General features: G+C 38.4%; 20 protein-coding genes and 1 pseudogene. 8 read left to right on the forward strand and 13 right to left on the reverse strand.

Going from position 1 to position 23,728, the window contains the following annotated elements:
- Window positions 1-26 precede the first annotated feature (26 nt).
- The 7 genes from R3F25_08115 to hemW all read right to left on the reverse strand — a co-directional run bounded on the left by R3F25_08115 (window position 27) and on the right by hemW (window position 9,514).
- The gene (locus R3F25_08115; protein ID MEZ5496781.1) at window positions 27-2,996 is read right to left on the reverse strand and encodes a hypothetical protein; all 2,970 of its coding nucleotides are present in this window, start codon (window positions 2,994-2,996) and stop codon (window positions 27-29) included.
- A 36-nt stretch (window positions 2,997-3,032) separates the two neighbouring features.
- Window positions 3,033-5,255 carry a type IV pilus secretin PilQ gene (gene pilQ / locus R3F25_08120; protein MEZ5496782.1) on the reverse strand — a complete coding sequence of 741 codons (2,223 nt, stop codon included), beginning with the start codon at window positions 5,253-5,255 and terminating at the stop codon, window positions 3,033-3,035.
- The gene (locus R3F25_08125) at window positions 5,252-5,779 is read right to left on the reverse strand and encodes a pilus assembly protein PilP (protein ID MEZ5496783.1); all 528 of its coding nucleotides are present in this window, start codon (window positions 5,777-5,779) and stop codon (window positions 5,252-5,254) included. The genes pilQ and R3F25_08125 overlap by 4 nt, the downstream gene beginning before the upstream one ends.
- Before the next feature lie 5 nt (window positions 5,780-5,784).
- Complete coding sequence (gene pilO, locus R3F25_08130) at window positions 5,785-6,432, reverse strand: type 4a pilus biogenesis protein PilO (GenBank protein MEZ5496784.1); 648 nt, start codon at window positions 6,430-6,432, stop codon at window positions 5,785-5,787.
- Window positions 6,429-7,010, reverse strand: a complete 582-nt coding sequence (locus R3F25_08135) for a PilN domain-containing protein (GenBank protein ID MEZ5496785.1) — start codon at window positions 7,008-7,010, stop codon at window positions 6,429-6,431. Before R3F25_08135 ends, pilO begins: the two co-directional genes overlap by 4 nt.
- Window positions 7,010-8,071: a pilus assembly protein PilM gene (locus tag R3F25_08140; protein ID MEZ5496786.1), complete on the reverse strand. Its 1,062-nt coding sequence runs from the start codon at window positions 8,069-8,071 to the stop codon at window positions 7,010-7,012. The genes R3F25_08135 and R3F25_08140 overlap by 1 nt, the downstream gene beginning before the upstream one ends.
- A 294-nt stretch (window positions 8,072-8,365) precedes the next feature.
- Window positions 8,366-9,514: a radical SAM family heme chaperone HemW gene (gene hemW, locus R3F25_08145; protein ID MEZ5496787.1), complete on the reverse strand. Its 1,149-nt coding sequence runs from the start codon at window positions 9,512-9,514 to the stop codon at window positions 8,366-8,368.
- Between the two features lie 132 nt (window positions 9,515-9,646).
- On the opposite strand from hemW, the gene R3F25_08150 reads away from it, so the two are divergent.
- The 5 genes from R3F25_08150 (at window position 9,647) to R3F25_08170 (ending at window position 12,235) form a co-directional block, all read left to right on the forward strand.
- On the forward strand, window positions 9,647-9,910 hold the full coding sequence (locus R3F25_08150; GenBank protein ID MEZ5496788.1) for a type II toxin-antitoxin system ParD family antitoxin: 264 nt from the start codon (window positions 9,647-9,649) through the stop codon (window positions 9,908-9,910).
- A complete protein-coding gene (locus R3F25_08155; protein ID MEZ5496789.1) occupies window positions 9,894-10,196 on the forward strand; it encodes a type II toxin-antitoxin system RelE/ParE family toxin in 303 nt (100 codons plus the stop codon). The genes R3F25_08150 and R3F25_08155 overlap by 17 nt, the downstream gene beginning before the upstream one ends.
- A 171-nt stretch (window positions 10,197-10,367) precedes the next feature.
- A complete protein-coding gene (locus R3F25_08160) occupies window positions 10,368-11,576 on the forward strand; it encodes an META domain-containing protein (protein ID MEZ5496790.1) in 1,209 nt (402 codons plus the stop codon).
- Between the two features lie 124 nt (window positions 11,577-11,700).
- Window positions 11,701-11,961: a type II toxin-antitoxin system prevent-host-death family antitoxin gene (locus R3F25_08165; protein MEZ5496791.1), complete on the forward strand. Its 261-nt coding sequence runs from the start codon at window positions 11,701-11,703 to the stop codon at window positions 11,959-11,961.
- Window positions 11,945-12,235, forward strand: a complete 291-nt coding sequence (locus R3F25_08170; protein ID MEZ5496792.1) for a type II toxin-antitoxin system RelE/ParE family toxin — start codon at window positions 11,945-11,947, stop codon at window positions 12,233-12,235. Before R3F25_08165 ends, R3F25_08170 begins: the two co-directional genes overlap by 17 nt.
- A 542-nt stretch (window positions 12,236-12,777) precedes the next feature.
- On the opposite strand, the gene rdgB is transcribed toward R3F25_08170, so the two are convergent.
- From rdgB to R3F25_08190, 4 genes and pseudogenes are all read right to left on the reverse strand, one after another.
- Window positions 12,778-13,404 (reverse strand): RdgB/HAM1 family non-canonical purine NTP pyrophosphatase, encoded by a 627-nt coding sequence (gene rdgB / locus R3F25_08175; protein ID MEZ5496793.1) that lies wholly within the window; start codon window positions 13,402-13,404, stop codon window positions 12,778-12,780.
- On the reverse strand, window positions 13,398-14,120 hold the full coding sequence (rph, locus tag R3F25_08180; GenBank protein ID MEZ5496794.1) for a ribonuclease PH: 723 nt from the start codon (window positions 14,118-14,120) through the stop codon (window positions 13,398-13,400). Before rph ends, rdgB begins: the two co-directional genes overlap by 7 nt.
- 77 nt (window positions 14,121-14,197) lie before the next feature.
- Window positions 14,198-16,033, reverse strand: a complete 1,836-nt coding sequence (locus tag R3F25_08185) for a hypothetical protein (GenBank protein MEZ5496795.1) — start codon at window positions 16,031-16,033, stop codon at window positions 14,198-14,200.
- A 12-nt stretch (window positions 16,034-16,045) separates the two neighbouring features.
- Window positions 16,046-18,645: pseudogene (locus tag R3F25_08190) on the reverse strand (phosphoenolpyruvate carboxylase).
- Window positions 18,646-18,807: 162 nt separating this feature from the next.
- On the opposite strand from R3F25_08190, the gene R3F25_08195 reads away from it, so the two are divergent.
- Window positions 18,808-19,539, forward strand: coding sequence for a glutathione peroxidase (locus R3F25_08195; GenBank protein ID MEZ5496796.1), 732 nt, complete (start codon window positions 18,808-18,810; stop codon window positions 19,537-19,539).
- A gap of 74 nt (window positions 19,540-19,613) precedes the next feature.
- Here R3F25_08195 and pnp read toward each other — a convergent pair whose 3' ends face one another.
- The gene (gene pnp, locus R3F25_08200) at window positions 19,614-21,728 is read right to left on the reverse strand and encodes a polyribonucleotide nucleotidyltransferase (protein ID MEZ5496797.1); all 2,115 of its coding nucleotides are present in this window, start codon (window positions 21,726-21,728) and stop codon (window positions 19,614-19,616) included.
- Between the two features lie 72 nt (window positions 21,729-21,800).
- Window positions 21,801-22,067, reverse strand: coding sequence for a 30S ribosomal protein S15 (rpsO, locus tag R3F25_08205; GenBank protein MEZ5496798.1), 267 nt, complete (start codon window positions 22,065-22,067; stop codon window positions 21,801-21,803).
- A gap of 228 nt (window positions 22,068-22,295) precedes the next feature.
- Here rpsO and cdd point away from each other — a divergent pair, with 228 nt between their 5' ends.
- Window positions 22,296-22,706: a cytidine deaminase gene (gene cdd, locus R3F25_08210; GenBank protein ID MEZ5496799.1), complete on the forward strand. Its 411-nt coding sequence runs from the start codon at window positions 22,296-22,298 to the stop codon at window positions 22,704-22,706.
- The gene (locus R3F25_08215; GenBank protein MEZ5496800.1) at window positions 22,703-23,407 is read left to right on the forward strand and encodes an SURF1 family protein; all 705 of its coding nucleotides are present in this window, start codon (window positions 22,703-22,705) and stop codon (window positions 23,405-23,407) included. Before cdd ends, R3F25_08215 begins: the two co-directional genes overlap by 4 nt.
- Window positions 23,408-23,728 lie beyond the last annotated feature (321 nt).

Raw genomic sequence — 23,728 nt, forward strand, 5'->3', positions numbered from 1 at the left:
CATTTTTTACTAGAAAATAACTTTTCTTATGGAGTTGTACACTCAACAACAACTCCGGTCACATGGCTTCCAGAAATTACTCCTGTTTGAGAAGCTGTAACTGCACATGTTTGTCCAGGAGGTTGTGTTTTTACAGTAACAGCATAAATTGATCCATCATCCTGAAGTGAAAATTGGAATGAACCATTTGCTGTCATTGTAACATCATCAGCATTGTTGTTTTGAAGAACCAAAGGACCCGGAGCAGTCAATCCTGTAACAAGTCCACTTACTTGATATTGATCAGATGTCCCCACTCCATCACATTCGCCTGGAGGTGGTTGCGGACTAGCTGTACTTCCAAGGAAGCAAGAGTCTCCACCAGAGAAGTGAACATCTACTGATGGATTACCTGATGCCGTCGCAAATGTACAAGTTCCGCTAAGACCACCACCTGGTGCATCAAGAGCAACAAACACATCAACAAAACTGTTACCATTACTATTAGTCAGAGAAGGTCCTGAATTGATAGACAAACTCCCTCCATCTACAGAGTCACAACTTCCTGAAATCGGCGCGCCTTGTATCGGATTACCGGAACCATCATACAAAGAAAGTGTTATTGTTATTATTCCTCTTCCCAAGAAAGAAGAAGGATTCGCATTGAGTACACCATTTTCAGGTGCAAGAACATCCATACAATTTTCAGTATTTGATGTTTCGGTATCGCAGGTGATTCCTGCAGCATTGAAGTTGAATCCTGGAGAGCCCGAGCCAGGTACGACACCGGTAGTAGTAGCAATACCATAAGCACAGCCATCCATTCCTGTTGCACTATCCATAATCCCAGCTGTTGAAATACCATCAATTGAACCCTGCCCATTTGAGCCAACATAATTAAATGCCACAAACCTACCTGGCAATGGGTTTCTTGCTGAGTCCATAAGACAAACATTAAATGCAACACTTGTATTTGCAGGAATAACACTTGGTGAAACGACCATTGTACTCGATTGACCATTAAACCCTTCAACACCAGGGAATGCCATTACCTCAACATCAGTGACAGATTTGAAAACTCCATTTGTTGTGTTTTGTCTCCCCTGTCCTTTGACAGAAACAATTGCTATTCTACCTAATTGTGATACAGGATAATTCAAGCGAGTCGTTGCTACTCCCATTTCATTCATAACAGCTGTTGCTGTAATATTTCCATCCACAGCTCTACCAACTGCATAAGGTAGAATTCCAAAGTCGTTATTTATCGTTCCGGTTTCATCATTTCTATTGAATTTTTCGACCGTAGTTAAACTGGTTTCGGAGTTAACTGTCGCTACTCTCAAAGCACTTTCTAAATCTTCATTTCCAAGTGATTCTTCACCAAATACCATCAAAGTATCATTCGGTTGGACACCACCTGCAGCTGTTATAAACGCAGCACTTAATGACGTGAAAGTCGTACCACCTTCCTGAGGATTACCATCTCCTGCAGAATGTACGAATGTACCAGCACCACCTTCAGGATATCCTACAATCGGGCTATTTATCATGTTAAATTCAAGAGTTTGTGGCAGTGCAGGGTTACCTGCTTTATCTGTACCGATCGCACTCACAACGTAACTGTATGTACCATCTTGAAAATTGTACTCTAAATCTGCGCCTGACCCTGTAGTATCACCATTAACGGTTATTGCATCAATCGCAGGACTTGTTAGTTCTAACGCCCAGAGCACACCATCACTAATAGTGTAAGTTGTATTTGCACTTAAAGGATCTTGGATGCCGTTATCGACATTATTATCTGCTTTATCGACCGTTGCTGTTAAGGTAACAGTGTTAGAGTCTGTTCCACTAAGGATAAGAGTATTCACAACACCATTGACCGTAGGAACTCTTATAGTTGTTCCTTCGACAACATTGCCATTAACATTTGTGCCAGATAGTTTTTCTCCACTGTTTGGAGCATCTGTTACTATTGACAGTCTCACATTATTAACCTGTGGATCAGGAACAGGAACGCCACTACTGGTAACTAATGCAATAACATCCTGGCTCGTGTTTCCCCCAGAACCATTCACGTACAATGGACCTCCACTGTTTAATGTTAAATCTGTAGGGCGACCAACTGGACCACCAACCACATCAATTGTAAAAGAAGTAGAGTGTTCAATCTCTGTTCCAGCTTCGACAGCTGTTATCGTGACTAATGCAGAACCCGGAATATCTCCTGCCCACAAGAATAAATTACCATGGCCGGCATTCATATTCACCGGACCTTGTCCCATCAAAACGAAGAACTCATTCACATCTTCAGTTTCAGGATCATCTAAAGTCGAGAAAGCTAATGAACTCACAGGGTTAACTGAAACATTGACAGTTGAAGGATCACCCAAAGGATTTGTGAAGTTTCCTAATGGGTCTTTAAATTGAATGTCAACTTCCATGACAAATGGAGTGCCACTAAAATAAGCAATATTTTGACTATTAACAGGCAACTCTGTTCTCGGCATAACAGCGCTCAGTTGATCAAATGGCGCTGGACCTTCTGTAATCGAATAATTTATTGAGCCAGGATAAGCTCTGTTTGAGGTTGTTGCTGAAGCTGTTAATGTCACATTTCCTGAAGCCCCGCCACTGTGGATATAAAAAGTAGCCATTCCACCAGATGTTGTTGTATTGTGTGATGAGTTAACAGTCCCAAAATCGTTTGGTACTGAAATATAAGCCACATTCACGTTGCTGGTTGTTAAATTTACAGTTGTCCCATCAGGAGCAACTCCTCCATTGTTAAATGCAACTCTCACATTTAATTGAGTCACAAATGGGGAACCAATAAATGCAGGATAATTAAGGGTATTTGCCGGCAAACTAGTCTCAACAGGCGTCAGTGTAATTGCAAAACCATTAGGAGGATTAGTGGTAGGTGTTGGGCCAACAGCTCCATCACCACCTCCGCCACAAGATGTTAATGTTGTTACAATTGCAATCAGCAAAAATGTATATATTGTTCTTTTCATCGTATGAATACCTGTAAAATTATTATTTAACACTTGTTATAAACTCTCTTTAATAATTGTTGGTGTGATAAATACCAACAACTCGGCTTTATCGTTAGTTACTGATTTATTTCTAAATAACGCTCCCAATCCCGGAATATTTCCCAGAACCGGAACTTTTGATTTGTCTGTTCTTTTTACGTGCTCATAAACACCACCCAGAACAATGGTTTGACCACTGCCAACCAAAACTCTGGTTTCCATCTCTCTGGTATCAATTGACGGAACACCATTGAACAATTCACCAATTGTGTTTTTAGTAATTCTCAAACTCAAATCCACTCTGTCATCCGGTGTAATTAATGGAGTTACACTCAACTCCATCACTGCTTCTTTGAAGCTAATCGTCGGAACGCCTGTAGGAGATGCCGCAGTTTCTTCATAAGGAATCTGAACACCTTGCTTAATGAATGCTTCTTTTTGGTTTGTTGTGACGACTCTTGGTGTCGAAATCACCTCACCTCGACCTTCCGTTTGTAATGCAGATAACTCCAAGTCTAATAAATAATCAGCTGCCAAGATACTAAACGCCCATTTAGATGCATTTCCTGCAACAGCCGGTAAATTGACATTCAAGCGATCACCCAAACCAGGTGTTGTCGGCGTGAAATTAGGAAGTCCTGAGCCACTTGGGTTATTCAATCTATTCGCTATTGCAACAGAGTTTAAATCATCAAGTGCTTCAAGCGAACCTCCAGTACTGAGAATATTTCCATGTCTATCTTGCTTAGAGCCGGTAACTCCGAATTTAACACCCAGTTCATCACCAAATTTATCAGATGCAATCACAATTCTCGATTCAATCTGAACCTGTCTCACTGCCACATCCAATGATTGGATCAACTCTTCAATTACCACCAATTTAGATGGAACATCGGTAATCAATAGTGTATTTGTCCTTTCATCAAATGAAACCGAACCTCTTGATGACAACATACCTCTAGTACCGTTCGCAGAATTAGCTGACCCGCCACCTGTGTTAATATTTTTGCTATTACCCATTAATAAAGTTGCAAACTCTTCTGCTCTAGCATAGTTTATCTGTATCATAATGGTTTTTAGAGGTTCTGACTCCTCTTTTTCTTTCAATGCATTGAGCGCTTCTTGTTCTCTGTCAGCAATATCTTTTGCAGGAGCCACCCAAACCACATTGCCATCCTGACGTTTATCCAATTTCTTGATATTTAACACTACATCCAGAGCCTGATCCCAGGGAACTTCGTTAAGCCTTAATGTCACGTTACCATCAACGGCATCAGAAACCACAATATTAAACTGTGAAGCATCAGCAATCATACTCAGCACAGAACGCACAGGCACATCTTGGAAATTAAAGTTCACTTTATGCCCTGTATATTCTTTTTCTTTATCCAACCCTTGTGCGGCAGTTTCAATATCATCTTTATTTTCCATCACCTCAACAACATATTGGTTACCAGTTTGGTATGCCATATGTCTGTAGTTACCGGAGGCGATGATATCAACTTTCACATCACCTGCGCTCGAACGAACATCTACAAAAGAAACCGGTGTTGCAAAATCCATTACATCTAATTTGTGATCATTGGCTTCTGGAAGCTCCGTTGATTTAATTTCAAGTTTAATTTGTTCTGCGGTTTCCCTCAAATTTACCAACGCACCCGGTTTGTTAAATGTTATAACAACCTTACCCTGTCCTTCCTTCCCACGTCTGAAATCAACATTTTCAATGGCATACTTAGATTCCATCTCATTCATTGTTTTTGCAATGTTAGCACCACTTGCTATTTTAACAACCAACTCATTCCCATTGACCTCTAACTCATGATGTGCAGGGCTATACAAGTCAATAACTGCTCTGGTTTTGGTACTCGCTGAAACAATACGCAAACTTTTGGTATTTCCTTTTGATACCGGAAGCAATTTCACACCTGAATTATTGTAAACTCCTTCCATATCAAAAGCTAAACGAGCCGGACGAGCCGTCATAAACACTTCCGGTTTAGCTATTTCACCGTCGAACCTCAATCGAAATTCAACAGACCCATCAAGGTTGCTGCTGTGTTCAACCGATTCAAGATTTGATTGGGCAAACCCTGAAAATGATACAATCATAAGCATCAATGCAAATATTGCATTGAATCGCTTTTGGTGTTTACAAGCATTTGACTTCATATTCACAAACCCTTTTTTTACAATCTCAATTTCAGTTTCTTTGTTTTTTAATATTAAAGTTTTCATTCTTCTTCTCGCAGAGCTATGCTGGCTTCTCTCTTAATCCAGCCTCCCAAGCCGTCAGGTATCCATTCCGATACATCAATTTGGTCTTCATTAATCATAACGATTTCACCGTAATTTTGTCCCATATACTGTCCCATGGAAACTCGATGAATCACTCCTTCGGGATCTTCTATCAATCCCCAGTAACTGCCTTCTTGGCTATAGGTACCTACCATATATAAGCTGTCGAGAGGGAAGTTTTCCAGCAATTCTTTTCTTCTGGACAAATCAGGACCTTCGCCTTCAACGAATTTATTTTCTTCTGTATTGTGTTCTTCCAGAATCTCCAAGTCATTAGAAAAAGGATCTCTTAATTCTTGTGCTTCATAGACAAAAATCTCAGGGGAATTAATTTCGGGAAGCGGATCAATTGGTCTTGGCGGGGCTTTTTTAGCTTCTTCAAAATACTTATCCAAATCATTCATACTGTTGTTACAAGATGCCAAAATGGAAACCAAGAACATTATCAATGAAATTTTTACCATGCTCTTCATCTCTTAGCTCCTTTGACAGTTGCTTTCACTGCATCCATTGCAGCTTGTTCTTCTGAGTCCAGGTATCTGTATGTTCTTGCTGTTCCCTCAAGCAATAACAACCCGCTTTCTCCATTCGCCAGTGGCTTTAAAGAAATATCATGCATGGTAAGAATCACAACTCGAGGTAATGAAGCAACACCGCTCACAAAACTTCCAAACTGATGATATTTACCAACCATTCTCAAGGAAATCGGTTTTTCTGCATAAAAATCTTTTAGAATCTCAGCACCCGGTTCAAATAATTCATTATCAATTCCACTTGCTAATGCCGTTTGTGAAACATCAACAATCAAATCTGACATTTCATTTTTACTTGGCAACTGTCGCAACATAGACTGTAAAATCACTTCCATTTCAGCGAGTTGAGCTTTATATGCAGGAAGCTGCGCCGCTCTTTGCTGCTTGATTTTATAAACATCTTTCTCTGACCTTTCGGTTGCTTGATGTTTTGCTAAATCTTCCATCTGACTTTTGATTTGTAAAAAGTACCCACCGGCACATATCACAACCATAAGAAGAACAATACTTCCTAACTTAACCCAAGCAGGCCAACCTCCGGGATTAGAAGTATCTAAACTGTTTAACTCATCAATAAAACTCATTCTGACAACTCTCCTTCCTCGTTATTTTTGGTCAGAGGATTAATCAATGTAACAATTAATTTAAATTTTTGTTCGTGTGTATCATACGAATCATCTGCTTTAATGTACTCAACATTTACAGGAGTTTTGAACCACTCTGAGGCTTCAATCTGGCGCATATAAGCAGAAACTCTCGAATGTGACTGGGCATAACCTTCCAAGTAAATCGTGTTGGAGTTTTGCTTAATATTTTCCAGAAACACGCCATTAGGAATTGTTTTCACCAACTCATCAAACAAATGAACCATTTGAGTTCTGTTTGCTTGAAGCTCTTCAATCACTTTTTTTCTGGCCAGCAAATCATCGCGTTTTTTCTCAAGACCTTCAATTTCCTTAATTTGAGCCTCAACTTTCACGATTTCATTCTTAATCCGGTTGTTCCTTTTAATTTGAAAGTCAATATTTTGAGAATAAATCCAATAAACAGCTCCTACGATTGCTAAAGCAATTGCAGCAGCAACACCAAGCATAACGTAATATTCTTTTGTTAGCTGTTGGCGTCTTTCTTCGCGCCAAGGTAATAAATTAATTTTAGCCATCAGTCGAAAGTCCTCATTGCCAAACCAATCACAGTCATTAGTGCCGGTGCGTCTTCCTTCATTGCCATTTCATCAACACGAGATGCCAGTTCAAATCCTTCAACAGGATTAGCAATCTGTGTCGGGACTCCTATTTGCTGTGATGTCATTTCATCCAAATCATGAATCGAGGCTGTTCCGCCTGCTAATACAATCCTGTCAACATTATTAAACTCCGTACCGGAAAAGAAAAATTGCAATGCTCTGCTAATTTGCTGAACCAAAGAGTCTTTAAAACTTTGAAGCACTTCAGTCTCATAACTTTCAGGCAATCCTCCCTGACGCTTGGCAAGACTGGCTTCTTCCATCGAGAGACCGTATCTTTGCATAATTTCATCGGTCAATTGTTTTCCACCGAAAGCTTGATCTCTGGTATAAATACTTCTGCCTTTATACATGACATGCAATGTCGTCGTCGTTGCTCCAATGTCGAATAGTGCAACAATTTCATCTTCACCTAAATTAAGACTTTTTGCCATTTCATTAAATGAAGCCTCAATGGCAAATGATTCCACATCTACAATCGTTGGAATTAATCCGGCACCTTCCAACGCTTCAGTACAAACCTCTACATTTTCAGAACGGGAACAAGCAATTAAAACATGTGACATTGCAGGATTATCTTCCATAGGTCCAAGAACATTAAAATCCAGACTCACCTCTTCGATTGGGTAAGGAATATATTGATTGGCATCCAAAGAAAGCCTCTCTTCCATCTCATCTTCAGATAAATCGCTAGACATATTGATGGTTTTAGTAATTACGGCTGACCCTGAAACAGCAATTGCAGCATTTTTTCTTTTAATTCCTGCTTTCTTAACTGCATTGGAGATTGCAGCTGACACTCTGTCAACTTCAGTGATGTTTTTCTCTACAACCGCATTTGCAGGAAGTGAATCAATACCATAATATTCAACTTTATAAGTTTGACCTGATTTTCCCAATTGCAAAACTTTTACGGCTGATGAACTCACATCCACGCCAAATATCTGCACCTTCTTATTTGAAAACAAACCCACAATTTTCTCTCATTGAATAATTAATAATTTGCTATTTTTTCTCAATTTTCTTAGGTTTCTATAAGAACAAATAAAGCAACTATTTTTTGCGTGTCACTTCACAGTTTTACATTTTTCCCCAACTCTTTTGAGAATTAATCGTAAGAATAACTCTTAAAGCATTGAAAAAGCAAGAATTATTTTTGAATTTTTTGGCTTTTACCGAATATATTGATACAGTTCAAAGAAACTCAGTGGAGATGCAAGAATAAAACCAAGATGTCCTGTTTTATTCAATTTATATAAATACAAAAACATTTAAAGCAATAACTTTAATATCTCATCACTCAATAAATACGACTCTTCGGATAACATCAAACCATCCGGCAATACCCCAATCCAACCTTGTTCTAGAGCCGGTTGAAGTGTGCTCATCAAAATATCACTACCCAGACCAGTTCTATTTTCAAAATCGCAAAACCTTATTGGTTGACGAAGCCTCACCGCATTGAGCATAAACTCAAAAAGCAAGTCATTCTTATTCAGTAACTTCTCTTCCTGAATGAAGCCGGAGTTTTGTTGCAAATATTTTTGTGGATGCTTGTGTTTTATATATCGTTTAACCTCACCTGATGAGCCAAATGAAATTTTGGCATGAGCTCCGGCACCAATACCCAGATAATCGCCGAATTTCCAGTAATTTAAATTATGTTGGCATTGCTGATTGTCTTTGGAATATGCTGAAACCTCATATTGAGTATATCCACTCTCATGCAACAGTTCTCTTCCCTGAAGATACATGGCTTCTAATTCGGAGTCTTTTGGTAAGTTTTTAGGCGTATGAACAGCAAACAGCGTATTGGCTTCAATCGTCAATTGATAATAGGAAATATGATTGGGTTGTAAATCGATTAGTTTTTGCAAGTCTTCTTTTGCCTCTTTTAAATTTTGTCCCGGTAAGGCAAACATCATATCCAGATTGATATTATCAAAGCCGGCATCTCTGGCTTTTTGATAAACTTCTATCGCCTGTTCTGATGAATGAATTCGACCCAAACTCTTCAGGTAAGTGTCCTCCAAACTTTGTACACCCATCGACAAACGATTCACACCAGCCTGCTTATAACCCACAAAATTATCATATTCACCGGTTCCTGGGTTCACTTCCATGGTGACTTCCATATCCGGCTTGCATTGCAATAAAGCCCGCACCGCGTTTAATAACCGTTCAATAGACTTAGCCGAAAATAAACTCGGAGTTCCACCACCCATAAACACCGAATGCACCGGCCTTCCCCAAACCAAAGGAACATCGTGTTGCAAATCTTCAATCAAAGCATCAATGTATTTGTCCTCTTCCAGCTCCTTCTTTAATGTGTGCGAATTAAAATCACAATAAGGGCACTTCTTCACACACCAGGGAAAGTGGATATAGAGACTGAGAGTCGGAGGAATGAGTTGAGGCACAATGTTTCAAAAAAAAAGAAAAATGTATTTTAAAGCCTAAGACAAGTTTTATGTAGTAATAATTTTAGCTTGATGTTGATTGTATACCAATTATTGGTATAATTTAATTCTTTCTAGAACTTTGATATTACCATGGCTAAAAATACGAGCATTTTATTGGGTGAACATTTTGAGAGTTTTATTGGCTCTCAACTGGAATCGGGTCGCTTTAACTCTGCAAGTGAGGTTATTCGTGCAGGTTTGCGTTTATTGGAAAACAGTGAGAATCAACTGGAGATTTTACGCAATCATTTAAAAATTAGTGAAGCGCAAGCTGATACCGGAGAATATGCTGATTACAGCCTGGCTTCGTTAATTGCTGAAATGGATGCCGAGTACGATGCCAATAAGAAATGACGGATTTAAATTAACAGCTGCTGCATTGAATGATCTAAGGGAGATTGCACGTTATACACAAAATAAGTGGGGTAAGAACAAACGAAGTGTTTACTTGAGAGCTTTGGATGAAAGATTCAACTGGCTGGCACAAAATCCGGATTTAGGTTTACCTCGTGACGATATTAAAACAGGTTACTTGTGCTATCCTGAAGGAAAGCACATTATATTTTATCGTAAAAACGATGATTGGATTGATGTTCTTGGTATTTTACACCAGAGTATGGATTTTAAATTGCATCTTTAGCATCCACATGAGTAGTGCACTATAAAGCTATATAATACCAACTTATATCAAGCGTATCATCTCTGCACCAACTGATGAGCTAATGAATCAGAGTAATTGTTGAATTTTAAAAGTTCCTGAACTTTTTAACAATTATTATGCCTATTCTATTGTTAATGATTGTTTAAGATAATGAAAAGATTCCTGCTGTTATTTACCCTTGTATTTTCAAATGCCAAATCCCAAGAACTATTTCTAAAATATGATAATGTGACCTGGGAAGAATTGAAAGTTCTGCAAAAAGATTATTTGCAAAGCGCTGAAGATTTGTCTCTGGACTTAAACTGTCCTGACTCTGTTGAAGATTTAAAGAAGGCTTATCACTTGTATTACAGCAGGTCTAATACAATCTTAGGAACCTATTACAGTTGGGATAAGTATTTAAATCCAGATAACAAATTTTGTGTTGTCAGGAAAATTTCAAACTTAGTTTATTCAACAAGCACAGAAACCTCCGAACACATCTTGTCTGTAAACGATGCTCGAATATTACTGAGCGCATCCAATGACTTCAGGTTTACAGAAAGAGGACTGAATAATGAAGAATACAAGCAAAAAGCTTTGGAAACTTATAAACATAATAACAAGATTGCGACTGAACTGAGCAAAAAATATGGTAGCAAAAATCGAATGTGGAAATTTGTAAGGGAAAAAAGACCCGAGACCTGGAAAACTGATTTTCCTGACTATTATAAACATATAAGCGCTCAAGATTATTATACATTTCGGTTCATTCCCGATAATGTCACTTTTCTTGATTGGTTCGAAAATTCTTTCTCACAAGAACAAAAACAGGAGTTAATTGACAGAGTTGCCAATCCCGGATTTACCGAAAGCAATCTGGAGTTGCTGAATAAAACCTGGAAACTGAAATCTTATCAATTTTATGAACATGAATTAATTCCTGTCCCTGAAAATAGAAAGTATCATATTTACATGAACAAAGATACACTCAGCATGAGCGGAACCGTTGATTGTAATAGCACGGGTGGCAGTTTTTCTTTGGAAGGATATCAGTTGAAACTCAAGCTTGGCATTTCAACTGCTAAAGGTTGCTTAACATCAAAAAGTGCTGAACAATGGCTAAAAAGATTAGCTGAAAGAAACCCTTCAACGCCAATATTAGCATCACATGAACCACTAAAACCACCCTTAAAAATAGACAAGACCAAAAAAAACTCATCAGAGAGTATAAAAATAGAAAACAAATCACCAGAAACCACTAAATACAAAAAACATGAAGTGTCTCAACTTCTTGGAAAAGTCATAACTTATGAAATCAATGATGGTGAACTCACATTAATAACTGATTCAGCTGATAAGCTTATTTTTCAATTCTAAATAGCATACAAAATATTAATTCATGCTCTCCATGAACTTCATTGTGATATTTTCCGATCAAATTAAATATTGAATATTTCATCCATTTTATCTAAAATGAACAAAATGATTACAACTTAAACAAATGCATAAAATCACATCTACACAAGCAAAACAAGAATTCGGCGATGTCATTCTGCGTTCTCAAAGTTCACCCATCAGTGTTACAAAAAATGGAAAGCCGGTTGTTGTTATTCTTTCTGAAAAAGAGTACCAGGCACTGAAACTACAAAGCCTGCGTGCTGCCCTGATTGAGGGAGAACAAAGCGGAGACGCAGGAGAGCTAAATATTCAGGACATCAAAAACAAAGCAAGGAAGCAATTTATCGATGCACAAAATCCATAAACAGCATAAAGCAGAACAGGATCTAATAGATATCTGGCTTTACTCTTGCCAAAACTGGGGAGTGAATCAGGCTGATTATTATCTCGATCAACTTGATGAATCTTTCAAAATTATAGCTATGAATCCTGAAATTGGAGTGAAAATCGATTATATCAGAAATGGATATTTTAAATACCAAGCCAAAGAGCATATCATTTTTTACAAATACAATGACTCTAGCATCCAAGTTCTTCGGGTTCTGGGAAATGATATGGATTATATCCAACATCTATAAGCCGTTATGTATTTTAATAACTCAACTGGTTTAGCAGATTCTTCGCTATCGATTCAGAATGACGACCAGAGATTAGACAGTTTCCTTTCCTGGTTTCTGCACTCACAACCCCGATGCATGTCAAGATTGTAGAGACGCCGATTTATCGCGTCTTTTTCACCACGGATGACAAACCAAACATAGACGCGATAAATCGAGTCTCTACATTTTTCCAATGTGCTTTTGAGTTAAACACCAGGCTTATGACGCGCTTAGTCCCAATGATTCATCATACATTATATTTATGAATGAACAATGCAACAATAATAGATATAATAAACAATATGATGATAAAAGCCAGAATGTTCCCAACCATTCCAACAGTCTTTGGCAATTTTATTGTAGCCATCCAAGACTTGTAATCTTTGTTTGATTTCAGTTCATTTTTCAGGATGCTATTTTCTTTATCAGATAATTTACTGCTGAGTTTTTCAATCTTTTTGCCTCTGTAATATACAAACTAAAACTAATAGGAACTGACCAACCAAATATCGTAGTAAGATTCATTGATTTTTAAAAACAACTAACTTATTTTTCATTGTTAATTTCTTTAATAATTTCCGACACGCCTGCCCACGATGTGACAAAGAAGACTTGAGCTCTTTTGACATTTGTGCCGCAGTCATTTGATTTTTAAAATCCCAAAAAATAGGGTCATAACCGAAGCCACTTTCTCCCATCATCTTTGGATAAATCGCTCCGCGCCAGGTTCCAAGGGAAATAACAGGTAGAGGATCGATGGCTGATTCCATATAAACCAGCACACAGATAAATGTGGCTTTGCGTTGTTCTAAATCCGGGTAAGATTTTAAATTTTTCAGAATTAAATCAATGTTATCCTGCGAGCTGCAACCAACTCCTGCATAACGGGCGGTATAAACTCCGGGTTGAAAGTCCAGCGCATCAATCATTAAACCGGAATCATCAGCTATTGCCGGCAGTCCGCTGAGTTTAGCTGCATGGCGAGCCTTGATGATGGCATTTTCCACAAATGTGGTTCCGGTTTCTTCTACTTCATATTCCGATGTTTTTGGTTGTGGAATCAGATCGATATTTAATCGAGTCAAATAGGATTGCAATTCTGACAACTTACCTTTATTTCCACTTGCCAGAATGACTTTTTTCATGATTCTGCCAATGCCTGTTTTTGTGCATCCAGCAATTGAAAAATACCAAATTCAGCCAAATCCAGCATTTTGTTCATTTCATCACGATTAAATGCATGGCCTTCGGCTGTTCCCTGAATTTCGATGAAATGTCCGCTATCATTCATAATCACATTCATGTCGGTTTCGGCAGATGAATCTTCCGGATAATCCAAATCAAGTACTGGCTCACCGTCATAAACTCCAACCGAAACGGCAGCCACCGCTCCATAAATCGGATTCTTTTTAATCACTTTATCCGATAGCAATTTATTGACCGCATCTACCAATGCAACATAAGCACCTGTGATTGAAGCAGTACGGGTTCCTCCATCCGCCTGAATCACATCACAATCGACAGTAATGATGCGTTCTCCCAATGCTTCCAAGTCCACAACAGCACGCAGAGAACGGGCAATCAATCGCTGGATTTCCATAGTTCGACCACCTTGCTTACCATTGGCAGCTTCACGGCGCATACGAGAACCTGTTGAGCGTGGCAACATTCCATACTCGGCACTCACCCAACCCTGACCTTTACCTTTCAACCAGACAGGAACTTTATCTTCCACTGAAGCATTACACAAAACCTTTGTGTTTCCGCATTCAATGAGAACGGAACCTTCGGCATGGATGGTGTAATTTCTTGTGATTTTGACTTTTCTCAGTTGGTTATTTTCTCTTCCGCTCGGTCTTTGCATTGTATTTGATTTTTTGAAAGTTGTATTTTATCGTAAATGTTTTGTATATTTCAGGGAATTAGTATCAAACTCTTGGATTAATTTTTCACATTCTCTCTTTTGAAATCACTTCCATCAAGAGAATAAAAATCAACACCGTCTGAAGAATTGACGATTAAAGTCTTTCCATCCGTTGCCAGAGTCCGCCCAAACATTCCAAACGGTTGTGGCTCTTGGTCTTTCAGATAATTTGACAGCTTCCATTTGTCCTTTTGTTTTTTGTAGACAAAGACTGCTCCTGATGAACGAGATATGCAATTGCTTTCACCAAAAGCACCAACAAATATCTTACCCTCAGCAATTTGTAATTTTTCACCAAAATGATCCAGAGATTTAGGATGCCTGGACTTGATCTCTTCTTTCAATCTCCATTTGCCAAATTTTTTGTTAAAGATATATACGCTACCGCTGTATCGATAATTTTTATCTCCTTTATTGTCATTATTATGATTTTCCAAATTATAGCGAAAACTAACCGGAGCCCCTATTACCAATGTGTTACTCTCAATTGCAAGAGACCTCCCGAATGAAATATCAACACTCGTTGACAAATCGTTTATCTTGCCGGCATCAATAACCTTCTCCAACTTCCATTCGCCTTTCTTTCGATTGTAAATATATACCCTGCCAATATCTTCAGATAATTCGCCCGTATTGTAGAACTGATTATTATTCATATTATACTCACCTGAAATCACCAGCGTATTCCCATCAACAGCAAGATGGCTTCCAAAATTTTCATCCTGAGAACCTTCAGGGGGATAAATTGTTGTAATTTTTCCCCAACTATCATTTATATTTTTATAAATATCAACTGCTCCATAAGATTTCGATATGCTGTCGTAGTATGAGTCACCTCCAACATATAAATAATTCCCATCAAACACCAATGATGATGCATAATTATCAAAATTACTATTTAGTGTTTGCTGCAATTTCCAATCGCTTCCTTTTTTTCTGTAAAGATCAATTTTTACGTTGCCGTCTTCATCTCCTCCAATTGCAATCCAATTATCAGAAACAGCAATTGAATGGTTGCCATATCCATTAGAAAAGTCTTCCAAATTTTTAGATAACCTCCAAGAACTCCCATGCTTTTGATAAATTTCTACCAAATCGTTTCTGTATTTCACCAGTGCAGTGTCTTTTTCTACAACTACATTATCAACTGGGTATTTTCTTGGTATATTTTTTTGACTGGCTCCAATCCGTTTTCTAATAATAACCGGAAATTGTACTTTTTCGGGATTGAATGAGTAGTTACGATAATTAGTAAAAACATAACCCCTTTTGCTTCGAGTTGATTGCTCTTCTATAGCTATAAAATTACAGCTATCATCCAATGCAAATGAAGCATCTAAATTATCATAAATATATGTTGGATTCTCATCTTCAGGTGGTGGATTTTCATAATAATTATAATCGCTTTCATAAAAATCTTCATAGGTGATAGAATTACTCATCCCGACTGAAATACCACCTAAATTTGTTGTAAACAATGCTTCTATAACAAATTTATCACTATTAATTCTATCCCTTTTTTCAACAATGATTTCCTGATCAATATAGGTTCCTGAAACCCTCCACTTTTCTGCAATGGTATCGTTCCACTTTATTAGTACAGTTGAATCTTCAATCTTTTCATACACAGGGTCTGAAAATTCCTGCATATTTTCACCATCCCCATATCTTGTCAATTTTCGGGAATAATACATGGTTTCACCAGTATAAGACTTCCAATGTATTTTCATCCCAGACTCTTCATCAATTGTCACTTGTACACCTTCCAAAATATCAAACTCGAAACAATTTGAAACCGCAGACACCGATAACAAGAGAATGAAAATTGTTACTATAATCGCTTTATTTTTCATAGGAAACACTCTCTAAGCCGCATTCCTTGAAGCATTAATACTGCCAAAAAAGGCTCGGATAATGATTTTTTCATAGACCGATTTGAGTTCATCGTTTCGTTCGCCTCGCTCCATCGCCTTAACCTGCATCAGGGCATATTGCTGAATGGTGATTAACGGCAATATGATGTTTTCACGAATTTCGATGGAAGCTCTGGTGTTTGGTGCATTTTCCAGAAGCTGTGTTTGTCCTGAAATTTCCAAAACCAGACGTTTGGTGAGTTGAAATTCATCATGAATATTTTGCCAGAATTGTGAAAACTTATTATCATTTTGCAGATAGGAAGTCAGCGGAAAATAACTTTTGCAAAGCGATTGCATGGAGTTATCAATCAGCGTTCGGAAAAACAGCGATTTTTTATAGAGTTTTTTAATTTCATCGAGTTTGCCCCCATCTTCATAATGTTTGAGAGCCGTTCCCACACCATAAAAACCCGGAACATTTTGCTTCATTTGTGTCCATGCACCGACAAAAGGAATCGCCCGCAAGTCTGAAAGAGTGAGCTTTCCAGCCGATTTTCTTTTAACCGGGCGAGAGCCAACATTGGTCAAGCCGTAATATTTCAATACTGAAACATTTTCCAGATAATCAATAAATAAGGGGTCGCTTTTGAAATTTCTGTAGGCATCATATCCCAAATCCGCCAAATGACTGATAGTCTCCATTTGCTTGCCATTCAACTGAGCCACATCACCTTTGAACACCGAGTTCTCCAATCCCGAACACAACAATTGTTCAAGGTTATAACGAGATGAGTTTAATGTGCCATAGTTTGATGAAATCGTTTGTCCCTGAATGGTTAATTCAATCTCATGATTGGCAATTTTATCTCCCAGCGACGAATAAAACTTATTGGTATTTCCACCACCACGAGCCGGAGGTCCGCCCCGACCGTCAAAGAAACAATATCAACTCCATGTTTTTTTGACAATTCGCTGAGCTCCAGTTTGGCTTTGAAAATACTCCAGTTGGCTCGCAAATATCCGCCATCTTTGGTTCCATCAGAATAACCAAGCATAACAAACTGTCTTTGCATTCTCCGTTGTAAATGCTTTTGATAAACAGGATTGTTGTAAAGATTGGTAAGAATTTCTTTGCCATTTGACAAATCATCTATGGTTTCCAATAACGGCGTGACATCCAATGCCAATTCGGCTTCGTTCCAACCACAAAGCCGTGCTAACGCATAAACTTCAATGATGTTTTTTGTAATTTGTGTGTTTTAAATGATATAACGATGACAAGCTTCGACACCGTTTTGATGTTGAATTTCCTGAATGGCATAAATTGATTGGAGTGTTTCTCTGGTCAGCTCATCTTCAAAAATATCCGGCGGGACTTTTCCTTTTAAATTTTGTAAAACTTCGATTTGTTGTTTCTCAGACAAATTATCATAATTTTGCGGAACATCACTCTCAATTAAACCTACAAGTCTTCCTTGATGAAATGCTGAAAAGATATCATCCAAAACCTTTCCGTGGACTCTGGAATCCTGACGAATATCCAAAGAAGTGAAATAAAAACCGAACAATTTCACTTTAACGATAAAGTCTTCCACAACCTCTACGAACAAACCATTATGTTGTTTACGAATGATTTCCTCGATTTCTGACAAGTCCTCAATCAACTCTGTTTTGTTTCGGTATTTGTCTCCAAGAGTGTTATAGGTGGATGCTGATAATTTGTTGTAAACAGCTTCTACTAACTCACTGACACCTGAGAAAGTAATGCGCTGTCTGAGTTTTTTGGCATCACGGAAATAACAAAGCAAAATCCGGCGTTTAAGCTCCTTAGCTGTTTTTAATGTGATTTCAGAAGTCACAAAAGGATTACCATCGCGATCACCACCTGGCCAGAAACCCACCTGAATGACATCTTTGTCAAATCCCTTAACTCCTAAGCGAGCGAGTTCCTCACGGAGTCTGGAATGAACCGTTGCCACCGAGTGATAAAACACATTTTCCAAGTACCACATCAATCTTGTGGCTTCATCATAAGGTGTTGGCTTGGATTTATTTACAAATGCAGTTCGGCCTAATTGCTGCAATAAAACATTGATGTTTTCCAAATCATCTTTTCTAATGGCGTTCTCTAATTCCTTAACAATGGATAAAACCATCCCTTGATAAAATTGCGTCGGATGAGCTGTCAGAACAATTTTCGCTTTGAAGTCTTTAAGTTTTTTTATCAATCGTGAAGATTTATGTGAACCCACAGCCCGGTTAAAAACATAAGGAATCGTACCATTGCCATTAAAATCATGGATGGTTTCGTACGCTGCATCCTCTATAGCATCAAACAAAACCACTTGTCTTTCAATGTATTGTATAAACTTAAAAAACAGCGAAATTTTCGATTTCTCATCATTAATTTCGGTGTGCTTTTCAAAAAAATCATCAATGATTTGTTGTGGGTTTTTATTTTCCAGAAAACCGGCATGACAAGATTTTGCCAGCAATGGTAATAACAGCCCCACATTGGAAATCTGATCAAACGGCAAGGTCAAAAACAGACTGTTATAAATCTGAAATTTGGTAGCGATATTATTTTGAAATGACTTTTGTGTATCCATTCTCAAAGTTTATCACTAAATACTTAAAAATACAGATTGTTTTATCGAGACTTTTGTCTTATTGGGAAATATCACTTTTACCACTTTTTTAGACGAATGTTCTAATTTACATATTATCAAAACTATGGATAATAAAACTTTTAAATACAACTATAAAATAATATGTTTGAAGATAAAACCGGACAAAACGTCCCACAAGTTACATTCCCAGTTAGGCATAATTTTGAATGGCAAAGCTGGAGCAGCGAAGATTTGTTTGCTAACAAAACCGTCGTTGTATTCTCGCTTCCGGGTGCCTACACTCCGACCTGTTCAGCATCACACCTGCCGCGCTATGATCAACTGGCACCGGTGCTGAAAGAAAATGGCGTTGACGAAATCTATTGTATCAGCGTTAATGATACCTTTGTCATGAATGCCTGGGCGAAAGATTTAAAAGTCAAGAACGTTAAAATGCTTCCTGACGGCAACGGACAGTTCACTGAAGGTATGGGTTTATTGGTTGACAAACAACAAGTGGGTTTCGGTAAACGCTCGTGGCGTTATTCGATGTTAGTTAAAAACGGCGTGATTGAAAAAATGTTTATCGAACAGGAAAAACCGGGTGATCCGTTTGACGTATCTGATGCCGATACCATGTTAAAACATCTGAATTCCGATGCAAAACCACCGGCATCAATCACTATTTTAACTAAAGACACTTGCCCATTTTGCAAAAAAGCCAAAGAAATGCTGGATGCACATCATTTAACTTATGAAGAAATTGTTATCGGTAAGGATGCCACGCATATAACAACTCGTGCACTTTCCGGCGATGGCGTTGTACCTAAAGTGTTTATTGATGGTCAATTGATTGGTGGAAGCACCGATTTGGAAGAGTATTTGAAGTCATAAAATCCTTTTCAAAATACAAACAAAAAAGCCAAACATTAAAGTTTGGCTTTTTTCGTTAAACTGACTTTAAAAAGTTAGTCCTTTTTATCTTCTTTTTTTTCCGGCTTATCAAGCAGAGCTTTAATAGAAAGCCTTACACGGTTTTGTTTGTCGATTTCCAGAACTTTCACTTTTACGGTATCGCCTTCTTTCAGAACATCTGAAACATTTGCAACACGACTATGTGAAATTTCTGAAATGTGAACCATTCCGTCTTTACCCGGAAGAACATTGACGAATGCTCCAAAGTCCATGATTTTAACAACTTTGCCTTCATAAACCGCACCGACTTCAACATCAGCAGTAATCATTTCAATGCGTCTCACCGCTTCACGAGCATCTTCACCATTAACCGCAGCAATTGTCACCACGCCATCATCAGTGATTTCAATTGTTGTATTGGTTTCTTCGGTCAATGCGCGGATGGTTGCACCACCTTTACCAATCACTTCACGGATTTTATCCGGGTGAACAGTCAAAGTCAGAAGTTTTGGAGCATAATCAGACATTTCTTCACGACCGGCACCCAGAACTTTATTCATTTCGCCAAGGATATATTCGCGTCCGCCTTTCGCTTGTGATAAGGCTTTTTGCATGATTTCTTCAGTGATTCCTTCAATCTTGATGTCCATTTGCAGAGCTGTGATACCTTCGGAAGTTCCTGCTACTTTAAAATCCATATCGCCAAGATGATCTTCATCACCTAAAATATCGGAAAGAACCGCAAATCCGTCACCTTCTTTAATCAATCCCATCGCAATTCCGGCGACCGGAGCTTTTAAAGGAACTCCGGCGTCCATCATTGAAAGTGATGAACCGCAAACTGAAGCCATTGAGCTTGAACCGTTCGATTCTGTGATTTCTGAAACCACACGAATCACATAAGGAAATTCTTCTTCATTCGGCATTACTGCCATCAAACCGCGTTTTGCCAGTTTGCCATGTCCGATTTCACGACGTTTCGGTCCACCTGCAAATCCGGTTTCACCCACACAATATGGAGGGAAGTTGTAATGCAACATGAAACGATCTTTTTCTTCGCCGTCCAGTGCATCAATTAACTGAGCATCTCTACCTGTTCCCAAAGTGGTTACTACAACCGCTTGAGTTTCACCACGGGTGAACAAAGCGGAACCATGAGTTCTCGGCAGAATTCCTGTTTTCACCGTGATTTGACGAACATCTGACAATCCACGACCGTCAATTCTTGGTTGGCCGGTGAGAATTTTCTTACGAACATGAGCTTTTTCAATCAAGGCAATGATTTCATTCACTTCTTCAGCGCTAGGAGAATCTTCGGCATCGGAAACTAATTTCTCCAAGGCTTCGTTTCTCATTGCAGATAATTTTTCGTATCTGCTGGCTTTGTCACTGGTGTTGTAAGCTTCAATCAATTGATTGGCAATCACTTCTTTTACGCTGTTAACAACATCTTGTTTCATCTCAGGAGCTTGCCACTCCCATTGCTGAACACCGGTTTCTTCAACCATTTCATTGATTGCGTTGATAACGACTTGTTGTTGTTGATGTCCAAAACTAACTGCGCCCAGCATCACCTCTTCCGATAACAAAGCGGCTTCCGACTCAACCATAAGAACCGCAGATTCTGTACCTGCTACAACCAATTCCAGTTGAGAGCCTTTGAGCTCTTCCTTTGATGGGTTGAGAATGTATTCACCATCTTTATAACCGACTTTTGCGGCTCCGATAGGACCCTGGAAAGGTGCTCCTGTTAAACTGATTGCAGCTGATGCGCCAATCAACGCCGGAATATCTGCATCCACTTCTTTACAATATGAAATCACAGTTGCTGTTACCTGAATTTCATTATTGAATCCTTTTGGAAATAAAGGTCTGATTGGACGATCAATCAAACGACTCACCAAAGTTTCTTTTTCAGTTGGTCTGCCTTCGCGCTTAAAAAAACCGCCGGGAATTTTACCGGCGGCATAGAATTTTTCTTGATAATTAACTGTTAACGGAAAGAAGTTTTGTCCCGGAACCGCTTCCTTTTTTGCTACCGCCGCAACCATCACAACGGTATCTCCCATTCTTGCTATTACTGTCGCACTTGCCTGTCTTGCGATCTCACCTGTTTCTAACTCTACAGTATGTTTGCCATACTGAAATTTTTTTGTATATTTAGCCACTGCTATTTTCACCTATAATTTTTTCTTTCCGACATATAAAAAAGGTACTTTTTACAGTACCTTTTTGATTTCTTACCTACGCAAGCCCAAACGCTTGATGAGTTCCTGATAACGATTTTCGTCTTTTGCTTTCAGATATTTCTGTAGCTTACGACGTTGATTAACCAACTTAATCAGACCTCTTCTGGAGTGAAGATCTTTTTTGTGAGTTTTAAAATGCTCAGTTAAGTATTCGATACGAGCTGTCAACAATGCAATTTGCACATCTGCTGATCCGGTGTCGTTTTCGCTGGTTTTGTAATCGTTGATAATTTGTTGAGTTTGTTCATTTGTCAACATGACATTTCTCCTGAATATGGGATAGCATTTATAAAAGAATGAGCCAATCCCTCGTTAATAGTACCGATTGGACGTTGAACAATCGTTCCAACCAGATTAATTCGCCTTGATAGCGAGGGTGCGTATTTTATGTTATAACCCCTAGCAATGCCAATGAAAACTCCCAAATTTATTGAAAAGCTCCCAATTATCCGATATTGTTTGCAATCGTTTTAAGGAATCGAATTTATGTCAGCAACCAGCTCGTTGGAACAAAAATTATTGAAATCTGCTCAATCAGCCATGCAAAAGGCTTATGCTCCTTATTCCAACTTTTCTGTCGGAGCTGCAATTATTGATGAAAACAACCAAATTCACAGTGGCTGTAATGTCGAAAATTCGGCTTATCCTTTAGGCGTATGTGCCGAAGCGTCTGCCATCTCAAGCATGGTACTTTCAGGTGGCAAAAAAATTAAAAAAATACTGTTGGTTAGTTCAGGGCATTTGCTGACAACACCTTGCGGCGGATGCCGGCAGAAAATCAATGAGTTTGCCGATGATGATACTGAAATATTGGTTTATCACGACCAGCAAATCAAATCCTTCACAATTTCGGATTTATTGCCTTTTTCCTTCGGAAAACAAAACTTACAAGAATGAAAAAAATTCCGTTAATTCCTTTAATCATTGCAACAGCAATGGTTATTTTGATGATCAATCTGGGCTTCTGGCAGTTGCGACGAGCTGCCGAAAAACAGGAACTCTTAACATTGCTCGCCGATGAAAATATCACTAGAGTTCATGTCAGTTCGCAGCTTGAAGAACTTCCGCGATATGCAAATGTTGAAATTCACGGAGAATTTTTACCGTCACCTCAATTGACTCTGGAAAATCAAATCCATAACAAGGAAGTCGGAGTTCATGTTTTTACTCCTTTCAAAATTTCAGGAATTGAAACCATTATCATGGTGAATCGTGGCTGGATTAGCAACAACAAATTCAACAACAACCTCACCAAAATCCAATCCGAGCCGAAACTCATCAAAGGCAAACTCAATTCATCACCGCAAGTTGGCTTGCGTCTGGGTGAAATCAACCTGAAAGACCTCGATATCCAAAAAGTAACTTATTACGAAGAGGATAAAATCAACAATCTCCTACAGAAAAAACTATGCTCCGAATCTCCTTGTGAAATCAGCAAGAATATTTTATTACTTGATGAAAGCGTGTCCGACGGGTTTAAACGTGTATGGCATCCCGTCATTATGCCTCCGGCAAAACACAAAGCCTATGCCTTGCAATGGTTCGGCATGAGTTTTGTCCTGATCATTGTTTTTATTTTCTGGGTTCGAAAGCTATAGATTACTCGACAAATTCTTTAACAATTTATTTAAAATTCCTTATAACCTGTTGATTTTTACACACCTTATTCGTGTCAAGATATTTTTTAACTATTTTTCTTGCAATTTTCCACAACTTAGCTAAACAATTATCATAACCTTTTGTTTTTATTAAATAAATTTATACTGGTTAATTTTTAACCAGTTTGATAAACATCCTGTATTTATCAGCTTTCCATCGACCTATTTTGAAGTTATCCACAAAGTTATCCACAGGCATTGTGAACAAACATTGTTAGTGTTTCTAAAACAACAACTTATAAGGTGTTTGAAGAATTTAGG

The sequence above is a fragment of the Gammaproteobacteria bacterium genome (assembly GCA_041395445.1).
Taxonomy (GTDB): Bacteria; Pseudomonadota; Gammaproteobacteria; order Xanthomonadales; family Marinicellaceae; genus NORP309.

Bases quoted from the DNA above. Each gene is read 5' to 3' on its own strand.
- R3F25_08115 (MEZ5496781.1), bottom strand. From the start codon at position 2,996: ATGAAAAGAACAATATATACATTTTTGCTGATTGCAATTGTAACAACA.
- pilQ (MEZ5496782.1), bottom strand. From the start codon at position 5,255: ATGAAAACTTTAATATTAAAAAACAAAGAAACTGAAATTGAGATTGTA.
- R3F25_08125 (MEZ5496783.1), bottom strand. From the start codon at position 5,779: ATGGTAAAAATTTCATTGATAATGTTCTTGGTTTCCATTTTGGCATCT.
- pilO (MEZ5496784.1), bottom strand. From the start codon at position 6,432: ATGAGTTTTATTGATGAGTTAAACAGTTTAGATACTTCTAATCCCGGA.
- R3F25_08135 (MEZ5496785.1), bottom strand. From the start codon at position 7,010: ATGGCTAAAATTAATTTATTACCTTGGCGCGAAGAAAGACGCCAACAG.
- R3F25_08150 (MEZ5496788.1), top strand. From the start codon at position 9,647: ATGGCTAAAAATACGAGCATTTTATTGGGTGAACATTTTGAGAGTTTT.
- R3F25_08155 (MEZ5496789.1), top strand. From the start codon at position 9,894: ATGCCAATAAGAAATGACGGATTTAAATTAACAGCTGCTGCATTGAAT.
- R3F25_08160 (MEZ5496790.1), top strand. From the start codon at position 10,368: ATGAAAAGATTCCTGCTGTTATTTACCCTTGTATTTTCAAATGCCAAA.
- R3F25_08165 (MEZ5496791.1), top strand. From the start codon at position 11,701: ATGCATAAAATCACATCTACACAAGCAAAACAAGAATTCGGCGATGTC.
- R3F25_08170 (MEZ5496792.1), top strand. From the start codon at position 11,945: ATGCACAAAATCCATAAACAGCATAAAGCAGAACAGGATCTAATAGAT.
- rph (MEZ5496794.1), bottom strand. From the start codon at position 14,120: ATGCAAAGACCGAGCGGAAGAGAAAATAACCAACTGAGAAAAGTCAAA.
- R3F25_08185 (MEZ5496795.1), bottom strand. From the start codon at position 16,033: ATGAAAAATAAAGCGATTATAGTAACAATTTTCATTCTCTTGTTATCG.
- R3F25_08195 (MEZ5496796.1), top strand. From the start codon at position 18,808: ATGTTTGAAGATAAAACCGGACAAAACGTCCCACAAGTTACATTCCCA.
- rpsO (MEZ5496798.1), bottom strand. From the start codon at position 22,067: ATGTTGACAAATGAACAAACTCAACAAATTATCAACGATTACAAAACC.
- cdd (MEZ5496799.1), top strand. From the start codon at position 22,296: ATGTCAGCAACCAGCTCGTTGGAACAAAAATTATTGAAATCTGCTCAA.
- R3F25_08215 (MEZ5496800.1), top strand. From the start codon at position 22,703: ATGAAAAAAATTCCGTTAATTCCTTTAATCATTGCAACAGCAATGGTT.